The organism is Clostridium phoceensis (assembly GCF_001244495.1).
GTDB classification, from domain to species: Bacteria; Bacillota; Clostridia; order Oscillospirales; family Oscillospiraceae; genus Lawsonibacter; species Lawsonibacter asaccharolyticus.
In genome coordinates, this window is the sequence record NZ_LN866274.1 from 2,072,576 (window position 1) to 2,099,428 (window position 26,853).

The 26,853-nt window shown below is 55.1% G+C and carries 24 protein-coding genes; 22 read left to right on the plus strand and 2 right to left on the minus strand.

The window, feature by feature from the left end; genetic code table 11:
* The first annotated feature begins 118 nt into the window (after nt 1-118).
* The 22 genes from BN1969_RS10700 (at nt 119) to BN1969_RS10805 (ending at nt 24,763) form a co-directional block, all read left to right on the plus strand.
* A complete protein-coding gene (locus BN1969_RS10700; protein ID WP_050624269.1) occupies nt 119-745 on the plus strand; it encodes a TetR/AcrR family transcriptional regulator in 627 nt (208 codons plus the stop codon).
* 60 nt (nt 746-805) lie between these two features.
* Nucleotides 806-2,557 (plus strand): ABC transporter ATP-binding protein, encoded by a 1,752-nt coding sequence (locus tag BN1969_RS10705; RefSeq protein WP_050624270.1) that lies wholly within the window; start codon nt 806-808, stop codon nt 2,555-2,557.
* Nucleotides 2,558-2,560: 3 nt separating this feature from the next.
* A complete protein-coding gene (locus tag BN1969_RS10710; protein WP_050624271.1) occupies nt 2,561-4,291 on the plus strand; it encodes an ABC transporter ATP-binding protein in 1,731 nt (576 codons plus the stop codon).
* A gap of 58 nt (nt 4,292-4,349) precedes the next feature.
* Nucleotides 4,350-4,637 (plus strand): DUF4491 family protein, encoded by a 288-nt coding sequence (locus BN1969_RS10715; protein WP_050624272.1) that lies wholly within the window; start codon nt 4,350-4,352, stop codon nt 4,635-4,637.
* A 51-nt stretch (nt 4,638-4,688) separates the two neighbouring features.
* Nucleotides 4,689-5,753, plus strand: coding sequence for a helix-turn-helix domain-containing protein (locus BN1969_RS10720; protein ID WP_242850329.1), 1,065 nt, complete (start codon nt 4,689-4,691; stop codon nt 5,751-5,753).
* 122 nt (nt 5,754-5,875) lie between these two features.
* Nucleotides 5,876-6,829 carry an ABC transporter permease gene (locus BN1969_RS10725; protein WP_050624273.1) on the plus strand — a complete coding sequence of 318 codons (954 nt, stop codon included), beginning with the start codon at nt 5,876-5,878 and terminating at the stop codon, nt 6,827-6,829.
* On the plus strand, nt 6,826-7,632 hold the full coding sequence (locus BN1969_RS10730) for an ABC transporter permease (protein ID WP_050624274.1): 807 nt from the start codon (nt 6,826-6,828) through the stop codon (nt 7,630-7,632). Before BN1969_RS10725 ends, BN1969_RS10730 begins: the two co-directional genes overlap by 4 nt.
* Complete coding sequence (locus tag BN1969_RS10735; RefSeq protein WP_050624275.1) at nt 7,625-8,413, plus strand: ATP-binding cassette domain-containing protein; 789 nt, start codon at nt 7,625-7,627, stop codon at nt 8,411-8,413. Before BN1969_RS10730 ends, BN1969_RS10735 begins: the two co-directional genes overlap by 8 nt.
* The gene (locus BN1969_RS10740) at nt 8,401-9,102 is read left to right on the plus strand and encodes an ATP-binding cassette domain-containing protein (RefSeq protein WP_242850330.1); all 702 of its coding nucleotides are present in this window, start codon (nt 8,401-8,403) and stop codon (nt 9,100-9,102) included. Before BN1969_RS10735 ends, BN1969_RS10740 begins: the two co-directional genes overlap by 13 nt.
* Nucleotides 9,103-9,119: 17 nt before the next feature.
* The gene (locus BN1969_RS10745; RefSeq protein WP_050624277.1) at nt 9,120-10,736 is read left to right on the plus strand and encodes a nickel ABC transporter substrate-binding protein; all 1,617 of its coding nucleotides are present in this window, start codon (nt 9,120-9,122) and stop codon (nt 10,734-10,736) included.
* Between the two features lie 109 nt (nt 10,737-10,845).
* Complete coding sequence (locus tag BN1969_RS10750; protein WP_050624278.1) at nt 10,846-11,211, plus strand: metal-dependent transcriptional regulator; 366 nt, start codon at nt 10,846-10,848, stop codon at nt 11,209-11,211.
* A 231-nt stretch (nt 11,212-11,442) separates the two neighbouring features.
* Nucleotides 11,443-12,393, plus strand: coding sequence for a helix-turn-helix domain-containing protein (locus BN1969_RS10755; protein ID WP_050624279.1), 951 nt, complete (start codon nt 11,443-11,445; stop codon nt 12,391-12,393).
* Nucleotides 12,394-12,572: 179 nt separating this feature from the next.
* Nucleotides 12,573-14,387 (plus strand): ABC transporter ATP-binding protein, encoded by a 1,815-nt coding sequence (locus BN1969_RS10760; protein WP_050624280.1) that lies wholly within the window; start codon nt 12,573-12,575, stop codon nt 14,385-14,387.
* A gap of 2 nt (nt 14,388-14,389) precedes the next feature.
* Nucleotides 14,390-16,126 (plus strand): ABC transporter ATP-binding protein, encoded by a 1,737-nt coding sequence (locus BN1969_RS10765; RefSeq protein ID WP_050624281.1) that lies wholly within the window; start codon nt 14,390-14,392, stop codon nt 16,124-16,126.
* A gap of 533 nt (nt 16,127-16,659) precedes the next feature.
* Nucleotides 16,660-17,265: an MptD family putative ECF transporter S component gene (locus BN1969_RS10770; RefSeq protein WP_050624282.1), complete on the plus strand. Its 606-nt coding sequence runs from the start codon at nt 16,660-16,662 to the stop codon at nt 17,263-17,265.
* 1 nt (nt 17,266) lies between these two features.
* Entirely contained in the window at nt 17,267-17,941 is a 675-nt protein-coding gene (locus tag BN1969_RS10775) for an energy-coupling factor transporter transmembrane component T (RefSeq protein WP_050624283.1), read from the plus strand.
* A gap of 12 nt (nt 17,942-17,953) precedes the next feature.
* On the plus strand, nt 17,954-19,336 hold the full coding sequence (locus BN1969_RS10780) for an ABC transporter ATP-binding protein (protein WP_050624284.1): 1,383 nt from the start codon (nt 17,954-17,956) through the stop codon (nt 19,334-19,336).
* Nucleotides 19,337-19,349: 13 nt separating this feature from the next.
* Complete coding sequence (locus tag BN1969_RS10785) at nt 19,350-20,300, plus strand: helix-turn-helix domain-containing protein (RefSeq protein WP_050624285.1); 951 nt, start codon at nt 19,350-19,352, stop codon at nt 20,298-20,300.
* Nucleotides 20,301-20,424: 124 nt separating this feature from the next.
* Nucleotides 20,425-22,194, plus strand: a complete 1,770-nt coding sequence (locus BN1969_RS10790; protein WP_050624286.1) for an ABC transporter ATP-binding protein — start codon at nt 20,425-20,427, stop codon at nt 22,192-22,194.
* 1 nt (nt 22,195) lies between these two features.
* A complete protein-coding gene (locus BN1969_RS10795; protein WP_050624287.1) occupies nt 22,196-23,944 on the plus strand; it encodes an ABC transporter ATP-binding protein in 1,749 nt (582 codons plus the stop codon).
* Between the two features lie 8 nt (nt 23,945-23,952).
* Complete coding sequence (locus tag BN1969_RS10800; RefSeq protein WP_050625464.1) at nt 23,953-24,399, plus strand: metal-dependent transcriptional regulator; 447 nt, start codon at nt 23,953-23,955, stop codon at nt 24,397-24,399.
* Entirely contained in the window at nt 24,374-24,763 is a 390-nt protein-coding gene (locus tag BN1969_RS10805) for a response regulator transcription factor (RefSeq protein WP_050624288.1), read from the plus strand. The genes BN1969_RS10800 and BN1969_RS10805 overlap by 26 nt, the downstream gene beginning before the upstream one ends.
* A gap of 429 nt (nt 24,764-25,192) precedes the next feature.
* On the opposite strand, the gene BN1969_RS10810 is transcribed toward BN1969_RS10805, so the two are convergent.
* Together BN1969_RS10810 and BN1969_RS10815 are read right to left on the minus strand one after the other, a co-directional pair.
* Nucleotides 25,193-25,789: a GNAT family N-acetyltransferase gene (locus BN1969_RS10810; RefSeq protein WP_082203565.1), complete on the minus strand. Its 597-nt coding sequence runs from the start codon at nt 25,787-25,789 to the stop codon at nt 25,193-25,195.
* A gap of 63 nt (nt 25,790-25,852) precedes the next feature.
* A complete protein-coding gene (locus BN1969_RS10815; protein WP_050624290.1) occupies nt 25,853-26,848 on the minus strand; it encodes a linear amide C-N hydrolase in 996 nt (331 codons plus the stop codon).
* Between the last annotated feature and the right edge of the window lie 5 nt (nt 26,849-26,853).

Consider the following 26,853-nt stretch of genomic DNA (forward strand, 5'->3'; position numbering starts at 1 on the left):
TGAATGTATCAATCTGCATACTATCCAGTCACTATAATAGGGGCTTGACAAATACAGGTGTTCGTTTTAAGATAATATTATTATTAGATAATATAGTTATCGAATAGAGGTGAACAATATGCGCCCTGTAAATGAAAAGCTGCGGGCGGATTTGCTGGAGGCCGGGAAGCGGGAATTTATGGAGAACGGCTTCCGGGGAGCGTCCTTAAAGAGCATAGCGGCCTCTCTTGGAGTAACAACTGGGGCGATTTACCGCTACTACACAGACAAGGAGGCATTGTTTGACGAACTGGTGAGAGAGCCTGCCAAGGAACTGGTAGAGCGTTATCAAACCCTTCAACAGACCTTTGCCGGCAGGAGTTTGGAGGAGCAGCTTCAAAAGCTCCCGGAGGTGCCGGACAAGGAAGCATCCTGGATGATGGACTTTCTCTACGACCACTTTGACGCATTCAAGCTCATCGCCTGCTGCTCTTCCGGGACAAAGTATGAGCATTATCTGGATACTCTGGCGGAAATTGAGGATCACTCCGGGCGGCTTCTGGTAGACCGAATGGTGGAAGCCGGCTATCCCATCCGGCGTTTGGATGATGAACTGATCCACATCATGTCCACCGCACTCTTCAACGGCATGTTTGAAACGATCCGCCATGACATGCCGCGGAAAAAAGCGATGGCTTATATGGATGACCTGCGGGATTTTTACTCCGCAGGCTGGTTCCGTCTCCTTGGAATTCCCTTTGGATAAAGGGTTTTCCTTTTGATTTGAAGTTAGCATTTACTAACCGAAAGGAAGGGATTTCAAACTATGGATAACAAGAAAGCACCCTCACCCTTTGCTGTGCTGTGGGGGTGGGCAAGTGGTGAGCACGGCGGATTTTATGCTTCGGTAGCCCTGGCGGTGCTGGGGGTGGCTTGCGGTATGGTGCCATACTTCTGCGTGGCGGCCATGATCGGCCTGCTGATGGAAGGGAGCGGCCTTGCGGAGTGCCTGCCCTGGTGCGGTCTGGCTCTGGTGGGCTATGCGGGAAAGGCGCTGTTTTCCACATGGTCTACCAGCCTGTCCCACACGGCTACCTATCACACGCTACGCCGGGTGCGGCAAAATCTGCTCTCCAAACTGAGCCGGGTGCCCATGGGAACGATTCTGGACACACCCTCCGGCCAGTACAAGACCACCATCGTGGACCGGGTGGAAGGGATGGAGCCCACTCTGGCCCACTTGCTGCCGGAGATGACCTCCAATCTGCTGGTGCCGGTGAGCATCGCGGTCTATATCTTCGTTTTGGATTGGCGAATGGGGCTTGCCTCCCTGGTAACCACAGTGATCGGGTTCGCAGTAGCCTCCCAGAGCGGCAAGACTTACGCCGCCCGCTGGCAGGGCGCCGTGGAGGTAGGCCGCCGCATGGCAAATGCCATCGTGGAGTATGTGGGAGGCATCCAGGTGGTCAAGGCGTTCAGCCAGTCTGCCGGGTCCTACAAGCGGTATTCCGATGCCGTGACGGAAAACGCCCAATACTATGTGGACTGGATGGCGGATAACCAGAAGTATATGGCGGTCATGCAGGCGGTCATCCCCTCGGTGCTGCTGCCCGTCCTGCCGGTGGGTCTGTTGCTGTGGGGCGGCGGAAGCCTGAGCACAGCTGTATTCCTCACCATCGTCGTGCTGTCCCTGGGGCTTACCGGGCCGCTGGTGTCGGCCATGACCTTTGTGGATGAACTGGCGGTGGTGGGAACCAATGTGGGCGAGATTTCCGCCATTCTGGACGCCCCAGAGTTGAAGCGACCCACGGCAGAGATGAAGCTGAATGGGCTGGGTATCCGGCTGGATCATGTGTCCTTTGCCTACAAGCAGGAGGACGGTGAAGTGCTCCACGATGTAAACCTGGACATCCGGCCGGGGACAGTGACCGCTCTTGTGGGGCCCTCCGGCTCCGGTAAGAGTACCATTGCCAAGCTCATCGCCGGCTTCTGGGATGTGACGGGCGGCTCTGTCGCCTTGGGCGGTGTGGACCTGCGGAAAATCCCGCTGGAACAGCTCAACCGCCAGATCGCCTATGTATCTCAGGACAACTATCTCTTTGACCGCACGGTGCGGGACAACATCCGCATGGGCCGTCTGAACGCCACCGATGCGGAAGTCGAGGCGGTAGCCAGGGCTGCCGGGTGCGATGATTTCATCCGCCAGCTGGATCAGGGCTACGACACCATCTGCGGCGGGGGCGGCGGCCACCTGTCCGGGGGTGAAAAGCAGCGTATCTCCATCGCCCGCGCCATGCTGAAGGATGCGCCCATCGTCATTCTCGACGAGGCCACTGCAAGCATCGACCCGGAGAATGAAGCGGTCATCCAGCAGGCCATCTCCCGTCTGACGAAGGGCAAGACCCTGATCGTCATTGCCCACCGGCTGGGCACGGTAGCCGGCGCGGACAACATCGTTGTAGTGGAAGGCGGCCGGATCGCCGCCCAGGGGAAGCAGGAGGAGGTTCTGGCCTCCTGCCCGCTGTACCGGCAGATGTGGCAGTCTTATCTGGGCGTTCGGGACGGAGAGGAGGAATAAGAGATGTTCAGTGTGCTTCGGAAAATTTCTGCCTTTGCAGGCAGCCGCAGGGGCCTTTTGAAAAAATCCATGCTCGTGGCGTTCCTGGGGGCTGTGTTCACCGCATTCCAGTTTTGGGCCCTGATGCTGACCCTGGAGATTCTGGTGGGCGGCGCGAACTTGAGCATATGGCCCGTGATCGGCGTCATGCTGGTTTCCGTGGCGGGGCGGACCGCCTGCTCGTACTGGTCCACCAACGCAGAGACGGAGACGGGCTATTTCATGGTGGCGGAAAAGCGGGTCCATATCGGGGACCGGCTGCGCTACATCCCCATGGGCTACTTCAACGACAACTCCTTGGGCAACATTACCGCCGTAGTTACCACCACACTGGGGGATGTGGAGAACAACGCCGCCCGCTGCCTGGTCAGCGTCATCGGCGGTTTCCTCAACACCCTGGCTATGTGTCTGGTGATCCTGCTTGTGGACTGGAGGCTCGGTCTGCTGGCTATCGCGGGCATCCTGGCCTATCTGCTGGTTACGGAGTTGAGCCAGCGGTCCCTGCTCAAGACCGGCCCTGCCCGCCAGCACGCCCAGATGAAGCTGGTGGAGGCAGTGCTGGAGTACATCCAGGGTATGAGCGTGGTCAAGGCCTATGGACTGGACAAGGACAGCGGCCAGGCCGTGCAGAAAACTGTGGATGAAAGCTGTGAAAAGGCCCTGGGGCTGGAGCACTCCGTAGCCCCCTGGATGGGCCTGCGGCAGATTACGGTGCGGTTGTTCGCCGTGGTGCTGGCCGTGTGCGCTCTGGCGCTCTATTCTGGTGGGAGCCTGCCCCTGACCCGGTGCCTGCTGATGCTTGTTGCCTCTTTCATGCTCTATGCGGAGCTGGAGAGCGCCGGCAATATGGCGGACAATCTCCAGATGTTGGGCGCCTCCATGGATAAGGCCAACTCCATCGACGATACGCCGGTGATGGATATTGACGGGGCGGAACTCCAACCGGAGGATGCCTCTGTCCGGTTTGAGGATGTCTCTTTCTCCTATGGGGAGCGGACTATCCTGGACCATGTAAGTCTCACCGTCCCCTCCGGCAGCACCATCGCCGTGGTGGGGCCCTCCGGCGGCGGAAAGACCACTCTGTGCAATCTCATCGCCCGCTTCTGGGATGTTCAGGGCGGCAGGATCACCGTGGGCGGCCATGATGTGCGGGAGTATAAGCTGGACAGCCTGATGAAGAACATCTCCATGGTGTTCCAGTCGGTGTATCTCTTCAACGACACGGTGGAGAACAACATCAAGTTCGGCCGCCCGGACGCCACCCATGAGCAGGTGGTGGCTGCCGCCAAAGCCGCCTGCTGTCACGATTTCATTACAGCCCTGCCGGACGGCTACGACACGGTTTTGGGAGAGGGCGGCGGCTCCCTCTCCGGGGGCGAGAAGCAGCGCCTCTCCATCGCCCGGGCCATGCTCAAAGACGCGCCCATCGTGATTTTGGACGAGGCAACGGCCAGCGTGGACCCGGAAAACGAGGCGGAACTCCAGGCCGCGATTTCCTCTCTGACAAAGGGAAAAACTCTGATCCTGATTGCCCACCGGCTGAAAACGGTGCGCAATGCCGACCAGATCCTGGTCCTGAACGGCGGGCACATTGTCCAGCGGGGGACTCATGAGGAACTGATTGCCCAGCCGGGCCTGTATGCTGACTTCGTTCATGTCCGGGCCCAGGCCAACAGCTGGAAGCTGGAGGCTTGATACAGCGGCTTGTCCGCCTGCCGGACTCCGTTGTATCATGGGCTGGGGAGGGACTTCTATGGAATTGAATTTGGAAGGGATTGCAGTTGGAGGGGCCTCTCTGCTGGTGATTGGGGCCTTTCATCCGCTGGTAATCTGGTGTGAATACCACTTTTCTCAAAAGATTTGGCCGCTGTTTCTCCTGTGCGGGCTGATCTGCCTGGGCTTGGCGCTGTTTGTGCGGGGGCTGCTCTCTGTTCTTTTGGAACTTGTGGGCGTGGCTTTTCTTTGGAGCATCCGGGAACTGAAAGAACAGACGCGGCGGGTAGAGTGGGGGTGGTTTCCCCAAAATCCCAAGCGAACTTAACCCAGGAGCGCCGAGGCATGTTTTCGCAGAGCGATAGAGGAGGTGGTGTGGTTGATTGAGTACAACAGCCAAGAGAAACAAGACAGCTTGAGTCATGTCCGCTTTGCGGACGAGGAGCTGATTAAAACCCAGGTCCTGCAGGGGGAGGCGGCTCAGACTATCATTCAGGGGAAGAATTGTTCTGTCTACAAGATGGAAAACGAGACCGGAGAGGGCGTCATCACCCGATACCCAGTGTTCCCTGGGATTGAACTGCTCTATGACGATATTCATATGTCCTGCGGGGTGGCGCACCGGGAGGACCCCCGGGCCGACCTGCTGGAGATCAATCACTGCAGGCTTGGCCGGTTTGAGTGCGAATTTTCAGACGGGAGCGCGGTCTATCTGGGAGAGGGTGATCTGGCCGTCAATGTCATGACCAACCGGACCCGTGAGACCTGGTTTCCCCTGTCCCACTACCACGGCATCACCATCGCGGTGGATATTCCGGTGGCGGACAGGGTGCTGCGTCAGGTATCGGAGGCGCTGGGAGAAGGGCTGTACTGTGACCTCTTTGCTATGCGGGATCGTCTGTGTGCCTGCAACTCCTGCTTCATCATGCGGGCCACTGAGTCCATCCAGCACATCTTCTCCGAGCTTTACCACGCGCCGGAGGATTTGCGGGCAGGTTATTTCAAACTCAAGGTGATGGAGTTGTTCCTCTTCCTCGGCTCCCCGGAGATCACGGCACACGGAGAAGAACGCCCGTATGTAGACCGGGCCCAAGTAGAACAAATCAAATCAGTCCGGCAGTATCTGATAGAGCACCTGGACCGCCGCATTACCCTGCAGATGCTCTCCCAAACCTTTTCCTTTCCATTGACCTCTATGAAAAAGTGCTTCAAGGAGGTGTACGGAACCACCATCAATGCTTATCTGCAAGCCTACCGTATGCACACAGCAGCGGGGCTTCTGCGGGAGACGAAACTGGATGTGACGGAGATTGCCGGCCGGGTGGGATACCAAAACGCCAGCAAGTTTTCCGAGGTGTTCCGGCAGCATACAGGGCACACCCCCACAGAGTACCGCAAAAGTTTTTGTCTTATAGGAGCAGACAGCGTCCTGCGGGAGTGGTGAAACAACAGAAAATCGTCTATAATGCCCTTGTACGCGAGGACATTTGCCAGAAAGCGCATCGAGTTCGGTGCGCTTTTTCCTTGGCAGATGATTAGCAATAACTAACTTCTGGAGGTGATCTTATGGCACAGCGGACCAGACTCTATCTCATTCGGAGAGTCGTTGTTGTCCTGCTGACTTTGTTTGTGGTCACGCTTCTTTCTTTCCTGCTGATGCGTCTCTCTCCCATTGATCCAGCCACAGCGTATGTGAAGCGTAATTCCGCCATTGTTACCCAGGAGCAAATCGACGAGGCCCGCGTCATGTTGGGCCTGGACAAGCCGTTGCCGGTGCAGTATTTCGACTGGGTGGTGGACGCGCTCCACCTGGACTTCGGGATTTCTCTGGGGACTGGAAACCCGGTGACAGAGGAATTGGCGAAAACGGTACCTGTTACCTTGACGGTGGTGGCCTATTCCGCCGTAATCATGTCCCTTGGGGTCCTGGGGGTAGGAATGCTGGGGTATCTCTGGCGGCAGAAGGCCGGAGGCATGATCCTCTCGTTCTTAACTATGCTTGGTATTTCCGTGCCCGGTTTCTATCTGGGCACAGCCTTCATCGACCTGTTCGCGGTGCGGCTGGGCTGGATCAGCGTGTCGGGAAACAGCGGATTTGCCCGCTACTTTCCGGTGGCTCTCTGCCTGTCGGTTCTGGGGATCTGCTTCTATGGGCAGATGCTGGCGGCCTCACTGGAACGGGAGATGGAACAGGACTACGCCATGTACTTACGATGCCGCGGACTGCGGGAGGGGCGCATCCTTCTATTCCATGCGTTTCCTCACGCTGTGGTGGACCTCTTGCCCAGTTTTGCTCAGATGCTGGGGCTGTGCCTCGCCAATGCAGCCATTGTGGAGCGGGTGTTCTCCCTGTCCGGCTTGGGCTATCTGATTATTGACGCAGTGGTGAAGCGGGACTCGCCGGTGATTCATGCCACAGTTCTGGTGCTGGCGCTGACACTGGTGCTTTTGGACACAGCGGCGGAGCTTTTACAATATGGCCTGAGAAGTGATATGCGGGCCGTGGGAGGCCGGGCATGAGAAAACATTCTTTTGCGGCAACGGCTGGGCTGATTCTACCACTCCTGGTACTCTGTGTCTGTGCCTTTGGATTTCTGCTTGCTCCCAATGATCCAGATTTGGTGGACCTGACCAAGAAATTTCTATCCCCCTGTTCGGAGTTTCCTCTCGGTACGGACAATCTTGGGCGCTGCGTGCTGTCCCGTCTGCTTTATGGCGGACGGACCACACTGGGGATCGTCCTGGTGGGCTCTGTTACAGTCTCCGTGCTGGGAACGCTGGTTGGTTTGCTCATGGGCGGTGGAAAGAACGGCAAAAACATGGTTTTGGAGGGGGTGCTGAACGCAGTCACCGCCATCCCGCCCATCGCCTATCTGATCATCTTCATCGCCGCCTGGGGCAACAGCGTGTTCACCATGGTGGTGGCGGTGTCGGCGTCCCTGTTATTGCGTGTCATTAAACTGGTTCAGACACGGGCCGGAATTGAGCAAGGGAAAGCCTATGTGATGTGTGCGGTGGCTTGTGGTGCGAAACCTCGCCGCATCCTGTTTGTCCATATCCTCCCAAACCTGGTTTGGGATGTCCTTCACTTTATCTGCCTTTCCTGCGCGGATATGACGCTGTCCATCGTCAGCTTTTCGTTCATTGGCTTGGGAATGGGCGACAATGTAGTGGACTGGGGCAGCATGGTGTCGGAAACACACCACTATCTGCTCTCCTATCCCGGACTCACGCTATACCCGGTCTTGATGATTGTGGTGTGTACCATGGCATTCCATACGCTGGGACGCTGGATTGAAAGGAGGGTGTCTGCTCGTGCTTGAGGTACAAAACTTATCTGTGACAGCCCGGAACGGCGCCCAGCTTTTGAAGCAGATTTCTTTTCAGATTGAGACTGGAGAGGCGGTGGGTCTGACTGGGCAGAGCGGAGCGGGCAAGACCACGCTGCTCAAAGCCCTGCTTGGCATTTTAAGCGGCGGCTGTCAGGTCAGCGGCGGCACAATCCAGGTGGATGGACAATCTCTGTGGGCCCTGTCCCCTCGGAAGCGCCGGGAACTGTGCGGAACGACCCTGGGCTTTATCCCGCAAAATCCAATGACTGCTTTTGATCCCAGACTCAAGCTGGGGCAGCAGATGGAGGAGACCCTGCGGCTGAGAACAGGCATTTCCGGAAAAGAGGCGGTGGAGCGGGCGGAATCGCTTCTGGGGGAACTGGGCCTGTCTCAGCCTCGGCGGGTGCTGGATAGCTATCCTGCCCAGCTCTCCGGCGGGATGCTCCAGCGGGCAGCGGCCGCTTTGCTGTTGGCCCTGCACCCCAGATACATTTTAGCCGATGAACCCACCTCTGCGTTGGACGCGGAAAATCGAACGCTTTTGCTGGAGTTGCTGGAGAAGCAGAAGGAGACCGCAGGCATCCTGTTTATCTCTCACGATGTTGCCGCACTCCGTACCCTCTGCGGGACGGTCTATGTGATGGAGCATGGAATGCTGACGGAACAGGGGACGATGCAGGAGCTTCTGGAATACCCAAAACAGGTATGGACCAAGGAATATGCCGCGGCAAACCGCCCGGTGAACAGGGAGGGATGGACATGGACGGACTGATTGCCAAACATATTAGCAAAACTTACGCTGGCGCACATGGACTCTCTTTTGCCGCGCTCCGGGATGTGTCCATTCACCTGGAGCCCGGCTCCTTCACCTCCCTGGTGGGAGAGTCCGGCTCCGGGAAAAGCACCCTGGCCCGCCTGTTGGTCGGCCTGGAGCCCCCAGATCAGGGGACGATCTCTCTGGATGGAGAGGACACCTCCGGCTGGAGCACCGGGGACTGGCGAAAACGGCGTACAAAACTCCAGGCGGTCTTTCAGGATGCCAGCGGGACGCTGAATCCCATGCGTTCTGTCCGCAGCAATGTGGAGGAGGCGATGGTCAACCTTACCTCCCTCTCAAAGCGGCAGCGCCGGGAGCGCATTGGTGAGCTCATGGAGCTGACCCACATGGAGGAGCGGCTTTTGGAAGTTCCCGCCCGGCAGCTATCCGGAGGGGAACAGCGGCGGCTCTCCCTGGTGCGGGCCATGTCCATCCGCCCCAAGTACCTCGTTCTGGATGAAGTGCTCAGTGGCTTGGATCTGATTTCCGCCGATGCCGTCATGCGTGTCCTGGAACAATACCACCAGGAGTTCGACTGTGCCTTTCTGCTTATCACTCACGATATGGACAGCGCCTACCGCCTGTCCGACACCATTCTCACGATGCAAGCCGGGCAGATTGTCCGTGTTGGCATAAAACAGTAAATGAAAGGAAGAAACCCATGAAAAAGAGACTGCTTTCTCTTGCTCTGTGCGGCGCATTGCTCTGCGGTGCACTGGCAGGCTGCGGTGGAAATGAAACGCCCTCCACCTCGCAGGAACCCTCCTCCAGCCAGACGGCGGAGGAACCCAAGATCCTGACCACGGCGGTCAGCGCGGAGCTGAACACCCTCTACCCCCTCAACATGGATGTGCAGAACAATATCGGCACAAAGCTGTGCTATGAAGGCCTTGTTAACTATGAAAATGGGGAGATCGTCCCCTGCCTGGCGGAGAGCTGGGAGTTTTCCGATGGCGGAAAGGCCCTGACTTTCCATCTGAAGGAGGGAGTCACTTTCCACGATGGAACGCCGTTCAATGCGGAGGCGGTCAAGACAGACTTTGAATTTGCGCACCCCAATCCCAATTTCAGTAACATCTCCGCCGTTGCCAATGTGGAGAGCATTGAGGTTGTGGACGAGTACACGGTGACTTTCCACTATCCCAATGCCTACTTTGCCTATCTGATGGATTTCTGCTATCCGGAGGTTATGGTCCTGGTATCTCCTGCTGTACTGGAGGAAGGGAACTACCAGTCTATGAATGGCGTGGTGGGTACCGGCCCCTATGTGTATGAGGAGATCGTGGACGGCGACTATGTCCGCTTTGTCCGCAACGAAAACTACTGGGGAGAGCAGCCCTACTATGATGAAGTCATTGTCAAGTACATCCCCGATGCCTCTGCCCGGCTTCAGGCACTCCAGAACGGGGAGATCGACCTGATCTACGGCAGTGCGCTTCTGACCTGGGACGACTACCAGCAGGCTACTTCCCTCCCCAATATTGCCGGCGCGGTGGCGGAGAGCGACTCCAAGACCCGCAACCTGGTACTTAATGCCTCCGGCGTTCTGTCCGACTTGAAGGTGCGCGAGGCCGTGGCCTACGCCATCGACAAGGAAACCCTCTCCGAAGGACTGACCTACGGCGAGGAAACTCCCGCCGACCATCTGTTCCCCGACGGCATCCCCTATACAGATGTAGAGCTGAATGTGGTCCGTACCTACGACCCTGAAAAAGCCAACGCGCTTCTGGATGAAGCTGGATGGATGCTGAATGAGTCCACCGGCATCCGGGAAAAGGATGGGCAGGTGCTGTCCCTGAAATACACCTATGACTCCGGAGACGCTCTGAACAAGTCTCTGGCCACAGCGGTCAAGAGCCAGCTGGCGGCGGTAGGTATCAATGTGGAGACAGAAGGCCAAGAGATGATGACCTGGTGGCAGGAGGGCGTTGCCGGCAACTACGACCTTATCATGTGGAACACCGAGCAGCCCTATACCAGCCCCCACAACTACTTCATTCCCATGCTGTCCCGCTCTCCCCATGTGCCCAGCCTCCCCGCTGTGGAAGGCAGCGACGAGTTCCTGGCTCTGATTGAGGAGTTCCAGACTACGGATGACAGCGCCAGAGTCCAGGAGATTTTTAATCAGCTGCTGAACTTCGACAACGACAATGTGCTGGATCTGCCCCTGCTGTTCGTCAAGGATATGATTGTCTACAACACGGATAAGATCGCGGGCTATGATTTTTCCAGCACGCCCATGTTCTTTGATGTGCGGCTGATCCAGCCCGCAGAGTAACGAATCACAGTATCTATTATAAGGCAACAGAATATACAACAAGGAGCCGGCCTGCTAAGACCGGCTCCTTGTCAAAGGAAATGTTTCCAAAGGAAAGGGGCGGATTTGTTTGGCGTTGCACCAGTCCGGCGAGGACTACCTGGAGGCCATATTACTGCTTCAAAAGGAAAAAGAAATGGTGCGCTCCGTGGATGTGGCCCGGCACATGGGGGTATCTAAACCAAGCGTGTGCCATGCAGTCAATAGCCTGAAAGATGGAGGCTTCCTCGTGATGGACGAGGATCGCTTTCTCCACTTGACAGATGTGGGGCGAGATGTTGCTGAAAAGACCTATGAGAAGCACTGCTTTTTCACCCACCTGCTGATAGACGCAGGCGTAGAGCCAAAGACCGCCGAGCAGGACGCTTGCCGCATGGAGCACGCTATCAGCGACAACAGTTTTCAGAAAATGAAGGCGGGGTTACAGAACAAGTAAAAGGCGGCCTATCCTTCGAGACCATTGAGGGTGATATAATAGGGAAATTGTTCATATTATCGGTCGAAGAAATTGTCGCTAATAGAAATCTGTGGTATATTCCTAATAAGGGGACATACCGCAGATTTTGCTGTATCATAAATAGAAAAGAGATGGTTTTATTGAAGAATATGGTAGTTTATGTTACCATAATACGGGGCAAGACAAAACTAACTTTGCGGAGTGATGATAATGGGGAGGACCGATTTTAATCCAGAATGGTACGGCGCACAGGCGAAAGTGCTGACGAGCAATGAAGATCAGATGGTTGTAGATTATGGCTGTAATGGTCGTGGTATCGTTAAAAGTTATAAATTGTTTGATGGCATACAACTTTGCTTTCTCGATTTTGAAACAGATGAATCTATGAAAGCCCAGAAGTTCAACCCAGATATTATCCAGGTTACTCACTGCCAGACCGGACGGTACGAATGTGAATTTACCAATCATACTGTGGCATATTTACCGAAGGGCTATTTTAGCATTGCAGCAACAGCGTATTTACCGGCTTCATTTTCTTTTCCCTTGGGGAAGTATTATGGCGTCAGTCTTGTCATAGACCGTCAGGCGCTTTCGGAGGAAACACGCCGGATCATGCAGACAATTCCCATCAACCTTGATAAAATAGGCGCAACGCTTGGACTTGAAACACGATGGTATGTCAGCGATACTCCACCACAATTGCAACACTTGTTTTTAGAATTATATACAGCCGTCGAAGCGGAGACAACCGGCTATTTTAAAATTAAGGCCCTGGAACTGCTGTACCACATGGAACAGCTTACCCAGGTTAACGGGTGCGACTCAAAGTATTTTGATAAGAAGCAGATACAAGCGACAAAAGTGATCCGGGAATATCTCATTTCCCATCTGGATGAAAAAGTTTCTCTGGAGCAGCTGGCGAAAGAGGTACACTTGAACCTATCGGTTTTCCACTTGATATTTTCCCATATATATGGGGACACTCCATACGCATACCTCAAAAAATATAAAATGAATTTAGCGGCCCAGTGGCTTTCGGAAAATAAGATGAAAATCGGTGATATTGCTTTGGAACTGGGATATAGCAATGCAAGTAAATTTGCGAAAGCATTCCAATCAGTATATGGAATATTGCCAAAGGACTATCGAAAAAACAGCTAGTCAAAGGCAGACATTGTTTAAGACAAAGTAGCATCCATGAACTTGTAGGTATCTTTGGGCTATTTTAAGTCTAAACGCGGAGATATGGAGTAGCAGATACTTTCAAGGATTGGTAGAATGAACGGAGAGGTTAGCATTTACTAACCTCTCCGTTTTTCAATTTAAGGAGGGTTCATGCCATGTCAAATGCAAAGTCGAAACAGGCAAAGCCAAAGACGGGTTTGGCACGATGTATGGAATTGGCTTCTGACAGAAAGGGCCTTGTATTTTTAGCTGCGGTTCTTTCGTCACTGGCGGCCATTGCTTCGTTCATCCCGTACATAGCGATTTATTTCATGATCCGCTCAATTATCGGTGTTTTCCCGAATCTTGACCAGTTGGATATGGGAATGGTCATGAATTATGGCTGGTTGGCGCTTACCGGAATCGTGGCGAATATCCTGTTGTATTTTCTGGCTATTTTCAGCTCTCACATGGCGGCATTTGGAACACTGTACGAGCTGAAAGTTCTCTTTGCAGACCATATTACCAAAATCCCACTTGGGTATCACTTGACAATTGGTAGCGGCCGCCTACGCAAGATCATGGATGAAAATATTGAAAGCGTGGAGGGTTTTATTGCTCACCAGTTTCCTGACTTTGTTGCTTCTATTACCGCCCCTATTGTCATGGTTATCATCCTGCTGGCTGTTGACTGGCGGTTCGGTCTTGCATCTCTGGTCGGTATCATTCTGGCGTTTATTGCGGAGTTCATTGGCTTTGGTAGCGGCGAGATGAAAGAGAACATGGGCAAGTATCAAAAAGCCCTGGAGGAAATGAACAACGCTTCTGTGGAGTATGTCCGGGGAATGTCGGTTGTAAAGGCGTTCAACCAGACGGCATCTTCGTTCAAAAAACTCAAAGAGGCAATCACCGGCTATACGGAATGGGTTCTCAAGTTTTCCCTGGGCTGGCAGAATTGTATGCCTGCCTTTACCACAATCATCAATAATGTTTACCTGATCCTTGTCCCTGTGGGCATCCTGATTGGCACCAGAACAGATGATTTTGCCGGATTTGCGATGACCTTTATCTTTTATCTGCTTTTTATACCAGCAATTTCCGGTGTGCTGAACAAAATCATGTATATTTCAGAGTCGTTCATACAGATCAACGGGAATGTGGCCAGGATGGACGAGATATTGAACATTCCAGAAATGCCGGAAACGGCTCATCCTAAGAAACCTGTCGGAGACGATGTTGTTTTCCATGATGTCAGCTTTTCCTACACTGGGGATAATTCCGAGAAAGCACTGGAAAATGTATCTTTTTCAGCAAAGCAGGGACAGATCACAGCCATTGTCGGCCCGTCCGGCGGCGGCAAGAGTACGATTGCCAATCTGATTTCCCGCTTTTGGGATGTGTCCTCTGGCAGCATTACCATTGGCGGTGTAGATGTGCGTGATGTGGCAGAAGACGATCTGATGCGCCAAGTCAGCTTTGTGTTTCAGGATATTTTCCTGTTCAAGCAGAGCGTCTTGGATAATATCCGTATGGGCAACCCTTCGGCCAGTGAGGAACAAGTAATCGCAGCGGCGAAAGCGGCGCAATGCCACGAGTTTATCTCCAAACTGCCGGATGGGTATCATACAGTGGTTGGCTCCAAAGGTATCCATCTCTCTGGCGGTGAGCGTCAGCGGATTGCGATTGCGCGGGCTATCATCAAAGATGCTCCCATTATCGTGTTGGATGAGGCAACGGCCTTCAGCGACCCGGAGAATGAATACCTAATCCAGAAAGCATTTGAAAAGCTGATGCAGGATAAGACAGTTATTATCATCGCACACCGCCTCTCCACGATCCGCAATGCGGATAAGATTATCGTCGTGGAAAAAGGCCATCTCATTGAAGAAGGAAATCATGACGAGCTGGTGGCTACAGGCGGGCGCTATGCACAGATGTGGAACCACTATACAGAAGCGATTGGCTGGAAAATCAGCGGAAAGGCGGTGTAACTATGAGCAGATTACAAAAAGCTCTCTTTTTGTCAGACAAGGGTTACACAGATCTGAAAAAAGCAATCTTCGCCTGCACATTGACAAACCTCGCTATGCTTCTGCCGTTCTGTGTAACTGTTATGATCTTCAGTGAAATCCTGACGCCCTTTGTCAGTGGTGGCTCCATCCAGTGGAACCATATCTGGATGCTGTGGGGTGCGGGTATTATTTCGGCCATCCTGGTATTTCTGGCCGCCAAAAACGATTACCGCAAAACCTATATTGCCTCGTATAAGGAGTCAAACACGACACGGCTGCGGATTGCGGAGCATCTTCGGAAACTCCCTATGAATTTCTTTAACACCAAGGACCTTTCCGAACTGACCACGAATATGATGGCAGATTGCAGCAGCATGGAGTCCCTGCTCAGTAGCACGATTCCTCCGCTGATTGCAAACGGTATCACGGTGACCCTAACCTGCATCCTGCTGGCCTTCTTTGATTGGCGGCTTGCTCTGTGCGTATTCATCACGGTTCCGATTGCCTTCCTTATTATCTGGCTCAGCCGGAACCAGCAAAAGAAACTGTTTGAAAAGCAGGTTGACGCAAAGCTGGCTGCCTCTGACCAGGTACAGGAATACCTGGAAGGCATGAAGATCATCAAGTCCTGCGGGCTGTCCGGCTCTCATTTCAGCGCGTTGGATAAAGCTCTAGTGGCGATGAAAAAAATCGCCATCAAGGTAGAAATGGCTGTCGGCGTGTTCATGTCCAGTGCCAGTATGATTTTGCAGGCAGGCGTTGGTACCACAATCTTTGTCGGCGCTATCCTTTTGACGAATGGGCAGATTGAGCTTCTTCCGCTGCTTATGTTCCTTCTGATGGTAACGCGGATTTACGGCCCAATCTTGTCAATCTTGGCAAATCTTTCCTCATTACTGAATTTGAATGTGGTCACAAGCCGTATGCGTACTCTGCTCACTACTCCCGCAATGAACGGCAAGGAGAAAACGGTCCCGAACTGCGACATTGAGCTATCCCATGTGACCTTTGCCCACAATCGGGAAGATGTCATTAAAGATGTTTCCTGCAAAATCCCCCAGGGGAGCGTGACTGCCCTCGTTGGCCCGTCCGGTTCCGGTAAAAGCACGATTTCCAAACTGATTGCCCGGTTTTGGGATGTCCAGCAGGGCAAGATCACCGTGGGAGGAAAAGACATCAAGAGTATGGAGCCGGAAAGCCTCATGTCTTATATGTCATTCGTGTTCCAGGATGTGACCCTGTTCAATGATACGGTTATGAATAATATCCGTCTTGGCAATCCAAACGCAACAGACGATCAGGTAATTGCTGCTGCCAAAGCCGCCTATTGTGATGAATTTGTCCGGGAGATGCCGGACGGGTATCAGATGGTCCTCGGTGAAAACGGCAGTACGCTTTCCGGTGGTGAGCGCCAGCGTATTTCCATCGCCCGCGCCTTGCTGAAAAATGCGCCCATTATTCTGCTTGACGAAGCAACAGCATCCCTTGACCCGGAGAATGAAATTCTGGTTCAAAAGGCGATTGCCAAACTGGTGGAAGGCAAGACGGTTATTATGATCGCCCACCGCCTCCGTACAGTTGTAGACTCGGATCAGATCCTCGTTCTTGACAATGGCCGACTGGTAGAACATGGGACACACGATGCGCTGATGAAAAAGAACGGATTGTACCACAAGCTGTTCCATATTCAGCAGGAAAGCCTTGGCTGGACAGTATAACTTTGGGGGAGAAGCATTGACTGGGCAGGCTGTTCTACAATATGATAATCTGTGTATTGACCCAAACCAGCGTAGGGTCTTTGTGAGCGGGCGAGCTGTGAAGTTGACCACGATGGAGTTCAATATTCTATATTATCTGGCTTTGCACCCCCGGCTGGACTTTTACGCGGGAGCAGCTTTACCAGTATGCAATGTCCGATGATTTTGCTTCCGGCCTTGAAAGTGTTACCAGCAGGATCTACAAGATACGGAAAAACTAAATATCAATGTGATTCAAACTGTACACGGATATGGTTATCGCTTTGAAAAGTAAGGAAACACGCAAGAAAACGGCCTTTGTTTATAGCAAGGGCCGTTTTCGATTTGTGCGGGTAGGAAAACATCAATAACTCCAACCAAACGGAATAAAGTCGTCTAAACGGAATAGACAGGCAGGGAAGTCCTCGGTAAAATACACCATGTGAGATGGACGCCCGGCGTCCTATTTTTCACGAACAAAGTTAGCATAATCTAACCAAAAAGGAGAGAACATTATGTCTGAACCAGTCAAGAGCCGCGGGATGAGCGGCAAGGATGTCATTACCGTGGGGATTTTCTCCGCCATTTACTTTGTCATCAACTTTGCCTTTATGCTTCTGGGTGGGCTGCACCCGCTGCTGTGGATCCTGATGCCGGGCTTTATCGCTCTGTTTACCGGCATTCCATATCTCATGATGTGCGCCAAGGTGCAGAAGGTGGGCTCCGTCCTGCTGATGGGGCTCATCACGGGCCTCATTTACTATGTCACCGGGCAATTCACCGTTGTGATCCTGGTGTCCTTTGTTCTGGCCTGCGGCCTGGCTGAAATTACCCGTGTCATTACCCACTACCGGAGCATGGCCGGCAACCTGGTATCCTTTGTACTGTTCTCTGTGGGCATGGTGGGCTCTCCGCTCCCGATCTGGCTGATGCGGGAAGACTTCCTGCGGCAGATCACAGAACAGGGGATGCCGGCAGACTATGTGAACACTCTGGCGGCTCTTTCCTCCAATGGGATGCTGATCGTTTTGTTCCTGGCTCCTGTTGTTGGAGCGATCATTGGCGGCATTCTTGCCCGCGCCATGTTCCGCAAGCACTTTGAAAAGGCTGGCCTGGTGTAAGATGGGGAACGGAAAGAAATCGATCTTTGACCCGAGAGCCGGACTGTGGATTCTGATTGCCGCCAATATCATCGCGTTCAGCGACCATACTCTGTGGGTAGAACTGGCACTGATCGCTCTGCTGCTGGCACTGATGATCGTCCACAGAAGATTTACAATGGCAGTCAAATGGGCGGTTGGATACTGCGCCCTGCTGGTCTTTCAACAGGTGATCCTGCCGGCGTCGCCTATGATCATCGCCACCAGCTTCACTATCTTTGCCACCTATACCCGCCGGATGTTCCCCTGCCTGATGACCGGATCGCTGATGCTGAAATGCACCCCTCTGCGCTACCTGATCGTAGGGCTGCGGCAGTTACATATTCCCCAGAAGCTGATCGTGGCTATATCCGTGACGCTGCGGTACTTCCCCGCTATCCGGGAGGAGATCGGCCACATCCGGGACGCGATGAAGCTGCGGAATATCCGGGGACTCAGCCGTTTAGAGTGTACGGTGATGCCCCTCATGGTGTCCGCTACGGAGACGGCAGAGGAGCTCTCTGCGGCGGCCGTGACCCGAGGAATCGAAAATCCAGCCCGAAAGACCAACGCTGTGTCTCTGCGTCTAATGCCGGCAGACCTGACGGGGATGCTGTTGGTCCTGGCCTTGCTGATAGGCTCATTTGTGGTACAATAAGGGGGAATGACAATGATAGGCTTGGAACAGGTTTCCTTTGGCTATGGAGAAAAACAGGAAACGCTTTCCCATGTCAGCGCCACTGTTGCCCGCGGAGAGTGCGTCCTGCTGTGCGGGGCCTCCGGCTGCGGAAAGACCACGGTGACGAAGCTGATCAACGGCCTGATCCCGGCTTTTACTCCCGGATGCCGTCTGGAGGGACGGGTGATGGTAAACGGGCTTGCGCCGCGGGAAACACCCATGTATGAACTGGCCCAGCGGGTAGGCTCTGTGTTTCAAAATCCAAAGTCCCAGTTTTTTAATCTGGACACCGACAGCGAACTGGCCTTTGGGCTGGAAAATGAGGGCCGTCCGCCGGAAGAGATCCGCCGCCGTGTGGAGCAGGTCGCAGAAACGCTGCATCTTCAGGACCTGCGGGGAAAAAACATCTTTTCGCTATCCGGCGGGCAAAAGCAGCTTCTGGCCTTTGGCTCCGTCTATGCCATGGGCCCCGAAATCTATGTGCTGGACGAGCCGACGGCCAATCTGGATCAGGAGGCCATTGCCCGCCTTCACGACCAGATCTCCGCTTTGAAGAGGCAGGGCTGCACAATCGTGGTGGCGGAGCATCGCCTGTACTTTCTCACCGATCTCATTGACCGGGCGTTTTATCTTCGGAGCGGGGTGCTGGAGCGCGTCTTCACCGGGGAGCAGTTTCGCAGCCTGCCAGACCCGGAGCGGGAGGCCCTGGGGCTGCGTACCCTGACCCCGGCGGTATGCACGCTCCCCGCTGTGGAATCGGCCGGCAGCGAAGAAGGGCTGTCTGTGGAGGGCTTGACCTGCAGCTTCCGCAAAGGAGCTCCCGTATTCCGGGACCTGTCCTTTTCCGCCCGCCCCGGCGAGGTGGTGGCAATCACCGGACCCAACGGCGTGGGCAAGACCACCCTTTCCCGCTGCCTTTGCGGGCTGCTGAAAGAACAAGCGGGACAAATTCTGCTGAATGGAAAGCATCTGGATCGAAAAGGCCGCCAGCGGTCGGCTTTCTGTGTCATGCAGGATGTAAACCATCAGCTGTTCTCCGACAGCGTGTGGGGAGAGTGCCGGATGTCCGCGCCGGAGGCATCTGACGATCAGATTTCGGAGGTGCTGGACAGCCTCCACCTGCTGTCCTTTCGGGAGAGGCATCCGATGTCTCTCTCCGGGGGACAGAAGCAGAGGCTGGCAGTGGCTACGGCGCTGCTGTCGGAGAAACCGGTGCTGATTTTTGACGAGCCCACCAGCGGTTTGGACTATGCCCGCATGGTGGAGGTGTCCGGGGTGATCCGCAGTCTGGCAAGGCATGGGCGGATCGTTCTGGTGGTCACCCATGACCAGGAATTCATGCAGAGAGCCTGTGACCGGGCGCTGCGATTGTAAAAGGAGAAATTTCATGCTGGAGCAAGTAATGGCAGACAACGGATTCCCTGTCCCGCTGGTGGAGGGTGGGAACTGCCGGGTCTTTCAATTTCACAGCGGTACCGGAGAGGGGATCATGACACAATACGACCTGTTCCCCGGCGTATCCCTGATGTACAACGATTTCCATATGGAGAGCTATGACTCCGCGTTCCGTACAACGGAGGATCTGCTGTGCATCGATTACTGCCGCCAGGGGCGCATGGAGTACCCTGCCGGCCCGGATGCATACTCCTATGTGGAGGCGGGCGACCTGAAGCTGGACCGGCGGCTGGAGCACCAGGGCCATTTTACCTTCCCTCTTGCCCACTATCACGGGATCACCGTTGGTTTTGCGCTCCCCCAGGCCGCCCAATCGCTGAAGGAGTGGATACGGGAATTTCCGGTGGATCTGGCCCGGCTCCAGAATAAATTCTGCTCCAGCCGCCATCCCAAGGTGCTCCATGGGGCGCCCTCTATTGATCACATTTTTCAGGAGCTCTACGCGGTGCCGGAGCAGATCAAGCTCCCTTATTTCCGCATCAAGGTGCTGGAATTGCTCCTGTATCTGGACGCGCTGGAGCTGCCAAAGGATGCGGAAAAGCCTTACTTCTATAAATCCCAGGTGGAAAAAGTGAAGGCTATCCATCGGTTATTGACGGGGGAGCTGGAACGCCACTATACGATTGCGGAATTGTCCGAACGGTTTTCTGTCCCGGCTACGGCGCTGAAGGAGTGCTTCAAGTCGATTTATGGGCAGCCCATCAACACCTATATGCGTAATTTCCGCATGGACCAGGCCGCGCTTCTGCTCCAGCAGGAGCCTCAAATGGGAGTGGCAGAGATCGCCGGACGGGTAGGTTATGACAGCTCCAGCAAATTTGCCGCCGCATTCAAGGAAGTCAAGGGCAAGACGCCTCTGGAGTACCGGCGGGAAAGCCAATAAATTTTTCCGTCCAAACGGGACCAGACCGGCAGGACGGAGCGGACAGAGGAAGAAGAATTTCTTATAATCGTTGTAGTTAGCGCAAGCAAACTACAACGATTTTTCTTTGAGAGGAGTATTGCACATGAAGGAACGAACTTGGCTCGGTATCCTGCTCTCCTTCGCCGCACCCTGCCGGGGGAAGATGGCCGGGTCTGTGGTACTGGCTATTCTCAGTGTGGCCGGGGGCTTCGTACCGTATCTCGGCGTTTACCAGATCATCCGGCTCTTCCTGGAGCGTCAGGCGAACTGGGAGGGCATTGTATTTTGGTGCGGCGTGTGTCTGGCCGGCTATGCCGTCAAGGTGGCGGGATATGCCCTGTCCACCATGCTGGCCCATGTATCCGCCTACACGATTTTGGAGGGCCTGCGCCTTCAGGTGGCGGACCGGCTGATGGGGGCGCCGCTGGGCGAGGTGGAAAGCCGGCCCATTGGCTCCATGAAAAGCACCATCGTGGACCGTATTGAAGATGTGGAGCCGCCTCTGGCTCACATGATCCCGGAACTCAGTTCCAATCTTCTGCTGCCTCTGGTCGTGGTCATCGCCATGTTCGCCATCGACTGGCGGATGGGCCTTGCCCTGCTGGTGACCATCCCGGTGGCGCTCATTCCCATGACCTTCGGGATGCGGACCTATAACAGGAATTACGCCGCCTACATGGAGGCCAACGCCCATGTGAACAGCGTGATCGTGGAATATGTAGAGGGCATTCAGGTGGTGAAAGCGTTCAGCCAGGGGGAGCGGTCCTATCAGAAATTCGCCCAGGCGGTGGCCTCCTTCCGGGACTTCACCATGGGATGGTTCCGCTGCACCTGGGCTTCCATGAATCTGTGCCTGTCCATTCTGCCGACCACCCTGCTGGGGACCCTGCCGGCGGGCGTCGCGCTCTATCAGGCGGGAATACTGGACCCGGCCCAGGTGACGCTCTGCCTGATGTTGGCCCTGGGAATTGTGTCCCCCCTGATGAGCGCCACCGCCTTCATCAACTCCATGAAAAGTATGCAGTTTGCAGTGAAGGACACCCGTGAACTGCTGAATTTGCCCCAGCTCACGCAAGCGGAGCAGAATGTCCATCTGGAAGGCAGCAGCATCCAGATGCGGGATGTATCTTTTTCCTATGGCGGGACGAAGGGCAAGGAGGTGCTTCGCCATCTGAACTTGACCATCCCACAGGGAAAATTCACCGCCCTGGTGGGGCCGTCGGGCGGCGGAAAGTCCACCATCGCCCGGCTGACCGCCCGGTTTTGGGATGTGACAGGAGGTTCCATCACCCTGGGCGGACAGGACATCCGCAAGTTCCCGCTGAAGCAGCTCTCCCAGTCCATCAGTTTCGTCACGCAGGACAACTTCCTCTTTGACTGTTCCCTGAAAGAGAACATCCGGCTGGGGCGTCCGGGGGCCTCGGACGAGGAAGTGCTGGCGGCTGCTCAGGCGGCCCAGTGCGAAGAATTCATCGGCCGGCTGGAACATGGCTGGGATACGACGGCCGGAGACGCGGGCAAGCAGCTCTCCGGCGGGGAGCGTCAGCGCATCGCCATCGCCCGCGCCATTTTGAAGGACGCCCCCATTGTGATTTTGGACGAGGCGACCGCCTTCACCGATCCCGAGAATGAGGACAAGATCCAACGCTCCATTATGGCGCTTTCCAGGGGGAAAACGCTTCTGGTCATCGCCCACCGGCTCTCCACCATCCAGAACGCGGATCAGATCGTGGTGCTGGAGAAAGGGAGCGTTGCAGACTGTGGCACCCAGGAAGAACTGCTGGGCCGCTGCCCGCTGTATCAGACCCTTTGGACGGCCCATGTGGGGGCACGAAACTGGGCGGTCACATCCGGCAAAAAGGAGGGGAATTGAGATGTTTCACAGCGTAGGACGCATTATGGGATGGGCAAAGAACTATCGAAAGCGAATGATTCTGGGCTTTGTGTGCTCGTTTTTTGCAACATGGTGTACTGCGGGGCCGGTGATGCTGGCGGCCTGGGCCCTGGGGCGGATGATCGGGAACGCCTGGGGAGAGAATGAGCTTTCCGGCTCTCTTCCATGGCTGTGCTTATCTGGCATCATCGTCCTGATCCTGCTGCGGTTTTTCTTCACCTATTGGAAAAACCGGCTTCAGGAGAGCATCGGAACGGAACGGGCGGCAGAGCAGAGGATGGAACTGGGCGATGTGCTGAAACGGGTGTCCCTTGGTTACTTTGCCAAAAACAATCTGGGAGACATTTTGGCGGCGCTCACCACGGAACTGAGCACGCTGGAACTCCAGAGTATGAAGATGGTGGACGCGGTGGTAAACGGTTATATTCAGGTAGCCGTGATCCTGCTGTGCGTGGCGATTTTCTGCCTGCCTGCCGCGCTGGTGGCGCTGATCGGTGTGCTGGTGTCCGCCTTTGCCCTGCGGGGCATTGGCCGTCAGAGCGCCCGCACCGCTCCTGTGAGCCACCGGGCTCAGGAGGCATTGTCCGGCGCGGCCGTCGAATACATCCACGGCCTGCCGGTGGTGAAGTCCTTTGGGCAGGACGGGGTTTCCGTTCAGCGATTCCGGGATGCCTGCCGGGACAATAAGGCCATCCGCATTAAAAACGAGTTTGGGTTCGTCCCCTGGAACTGCCTGCATCTGTTCGCTCTGCGGGCAGCATCCGTGGGGCTGGTGCTCGCCGCGGGCCAGCAGGTTTTGGTGGGAGCTTTACCGCTTCCGTATTTCCTGATGATCGCCCTGTTTTCCTTCACCATTTTCGGCAGTGTGGAGGCCATCAATGACGCGGCCCACATCCTGTCGGTGACAGACTCGGTGCTGGACCGGCTGGAGGAACTGGAACATACGGATTTCATTGACAAGGGCGGGAAAGAGGTCGTGCCGGAACGGTTTGATGTGTCCCTCTCCCATGTATCCTTCGGGTATGGGAGCCGCGAGGTGCTCCACGATGTGACCTTTACCGTACCCCAGGGGACCACTACCGCCATTGTGGGGCCGTCCGGCTCCGGCAAGAGCACGATATGCAATTTGGTAGCCCGCTTCTATGACGCGGACCGCGGCTCCGTGTCGGTGGGCGGCCACGATGTGAAAGAATTCACCTGTGAAAGCCTGCTGCGGAACATCTCAATGGTCTTTCAGAATGTGTATCTCTTCCAGGACAGTGTGGAGAACAATATCAAATTTGGCTGCCCCGATGCCACCCATGAGCAGGTGGTCGCTGCCGCAAAAGCTGCCTGCTGCCATGACTTCATCTCGGCCCTGCCGAACGGCTATGACACCGTGATTGGAGAGGGCGGCTCCACCCTCTCCGGAGGAGAGAAGCAGCGCATCTCCATCGCCCGGGCCATTTTGAAGGACGCCCCTATCGTCATCCTTGATGAAGCGACCGCCAGTGTAGACCCGGAGAATGAACACCTGATCCAACAGGCTCTGTCCGCTTTGACAAAGGGGAAAACCATCCTCACCATCGCCCACCGGCTGGCTACCATCCAGCACGCGGATCAGATTCTGGTGGTGGAGGATGGCCGTATCGCCCAGCGGGGTACTCATACGGAACTGATGGCCCAGGGCGGCTTGTACCGGCGGTTTATTGAGATTCGGGAACAGGCCGAGGGCTGGAGATTGGCGTGAAGAAAAGAGTGAAACGGCAACACGGCACATCACTTCATGCCTCCGGCGAAGACTATCTGGAGGCCGTGCTGGTGCTCCAAAAGGAAAAGGGCATGGTACGCTCTGTGGATGTTGCCCGGCACATGGGAGTCTCCAAGCCCAGCGTGTGCCACGCGGTAGCTACCCTAAAAGAAGGAGGCTTCCTCACCATGGACGGGGACTTCTTCCTCCGCCTGACCGATGTGGGCCGGGAGGTAGCCGAGCAGACCTATGAGAAGCACTGCTTCTTCACACGCCTGCTGGTAGAGGCCGGTGTAGAGCCAAAAACCGCCGAACAGGATGCCTGCCGCATGGAACATGTGATCAGCCCAGCCAGTTTTCAGAAACTGACTGAGCTATATCAGAAGGCCCACCCAAATACAGAGCCGACCGAGAATGGGAGGCGGTTTGATGCGAAAACAGATTCTGTTGATTGATGATGACCTGCCCCTTTGCCGGCAACTCCGGGACGCCCTGCAGGACGATACCACAGAGGTCCGGTATTTCATTGACACAGCGGAGGCCCTGGACAGTTTCATGCGGCAACGGTATTGCTTGGTCATCATGGACTCGACGATGGAAGACATGGATGGCCGGGAACTGCTTCGGACCATGCGTCAGGCCAAGGCGGCCCCAATTCTGGTGCTCACCGATACGCTATCGCCGGAAGACGAAGTTGCCATTCTTTCATCTGGGGCAACGGTCTATGCTCAGAAACCAATCGATGGATTGATCAGGCCAATGCTCTCATCCGCTTCTATATGGAGTCGGAACATACAGAGAAAAAATATTATACCTTGACCTTTGGGACAGAATTGGTTATTAACCCTTTGCATCGTCAGGTGCATTTAAAAGGGAGGTCGGAAATCCGCCCGGAAAACTCCCCATTTCCACGCTTTCTGAATTGTGGTAGAATGATAAGTACAGAATGGCAAATTGAAATTTGAGGAATTAAGAATTTATAGAGGTAATTCAAATGGAATATCGCAGCAATATTTCCTCAAAATGGTAAACAACTGCCGGCCTTACGATGGGAAATAGGTTTTACAGGAAAGCACACCGAAAAAGGCCTTAAAATTTGAAAGGGACTGCCGCACTAAATGATCTGTGTGGCAGTCCCTTCTTGTTGTTAAACTCCGTTGCTCACATAGCGGATGAAAATCAGTTTGTGATTACAGTCACCAGATAAATCCAGCATTCTCTGCATTCACTGCAAAGTACGGCTGTTCCTTACTCACCCCAGGGTGTTGCCACTAACGGCTCCGCTGGGTCATAGGGAATCCGGATAAAGCGGTCGAGCTTTTCTGGAGAGAAGCGGCTCTCATAAATGTGCCGGTGCTGTTCCATCAGCACGCTGTCGTCCACCGGCTTTTGGGACCAGTAGAGCGTCTTGTAGGGCACACCGAATAAAGCGGTCTCATACCCGGCGGTTTTTGCGCCGTTGCGGGCATAGAAGCCCAGGCGATGCTCCGCCATCACGGGATCGGGGGCGTGGGAGGGAAGCTCGCTTTCCCCGAAAATAGTCAGATCCGGCTCCTGTTCCAGCAGCATGGACAGGAGCAGCGCCCCGATCCCCCTGTTTCGATGATCCGCGGAAACGCACAGGTAATCCAGCAGGGCCCAGCCCGGCCGCCCCAGCCACAGAAAACAGGCTCCAACAATCTCATCGCCGTCAAACAGGCACCAGGGGCGGTAGAGTCCATCCCGCCACAGTTCCTCTATGGACTGCAGGGGCTTCAATTCTGAGGCGGGAAACGCCTGTTTCAGCTGCCCCTCATAAACAGACTTGAGTTGTTCCGATGTAGGTATCCGTAATTCCATCGTCATTCCCTTGCTATCATAATTAAAGTGTGTGGAGAAATCAGCTTTAACAGAGCGGAGGGCTTTTATTCACTCCATCGTTCCGTAGCGGACCGGCACATGGATGCTGCCCAGGTCCCGCACCGTCTGTTCCCCGGACGCCCAGACCGGCTTCAGGTCCACCTGGATGATCTGGGGATTTTCATAGGTCTTGAAATAGTAGACCTTGTTCGGAAGGTCGATCATGGAAGTGTACTGGGTGTAGTCAAAGGTCCCGTTGGCCGTCTTTACCACACCGTTGGGCAGGGTGACGCCCTCCAGGATGTGAAAGCCCTCCACGATGGCCTCCTGCATGGTCTCCGGCTGCACCATATGGAGCTTCTGGAACGCGGTCCTGACGAAACGGGCGGGCGGTGTGTAGCCACCGGGCAGGACGCTCGTTCCGGCGGCTTGTCCAAAAGGCTCCATCCGGAAACCACCCCAATCTGCCTGCTCCGTCTGCTCCGGCGCGGCCCCAATGTAGCTGCGTAAATTCGTCATCTGCCAGGAGAAATCCGGGCTGTTGGTCAGAACGCCCACCGGGTTTTCATAGGCGTTCAGTCCCTGCCTGGTCTGCTCCACCACGAGGCTTTTGCCGGACAGGTCGGTGAATATCCAGTGCAGCGGCGCAACGGTCCCGGTCAGTTTGTCCGGAAGCCCCACCAGGGTGATGTCGGCCAGAAGCTCCCGGAGGTCATCCAGAGAGGCGCAGAGGCCGAGGACATAGTGTAAAAAGTCCAGGGCCGGGACCTGCGCCTTGCTGCTCTGCTGGGAGAACGGCGGGAAGTCGGCATATCCTTTAAAGTACAGCGCGCCGCCCGCAAGCCCCTTTTCGTTGACGCCATCAAACAGGACATAGAGATTTTTGAAGTGGCGGCTGATCCCCGCGACCGCGTACCGGTCAGTGAGCTCCCTGCCCAGTGTGTTTTCCCAGATGGAGCCGGCGGGAAAGGCCGCAAGGCGCGGGTCCAGAATGTAGTGGAAATCCATCGTCCGGCCAAACACATTTTCATGCTGCTGATTTAAGAAATTGATTGCAGTACACATAAAAG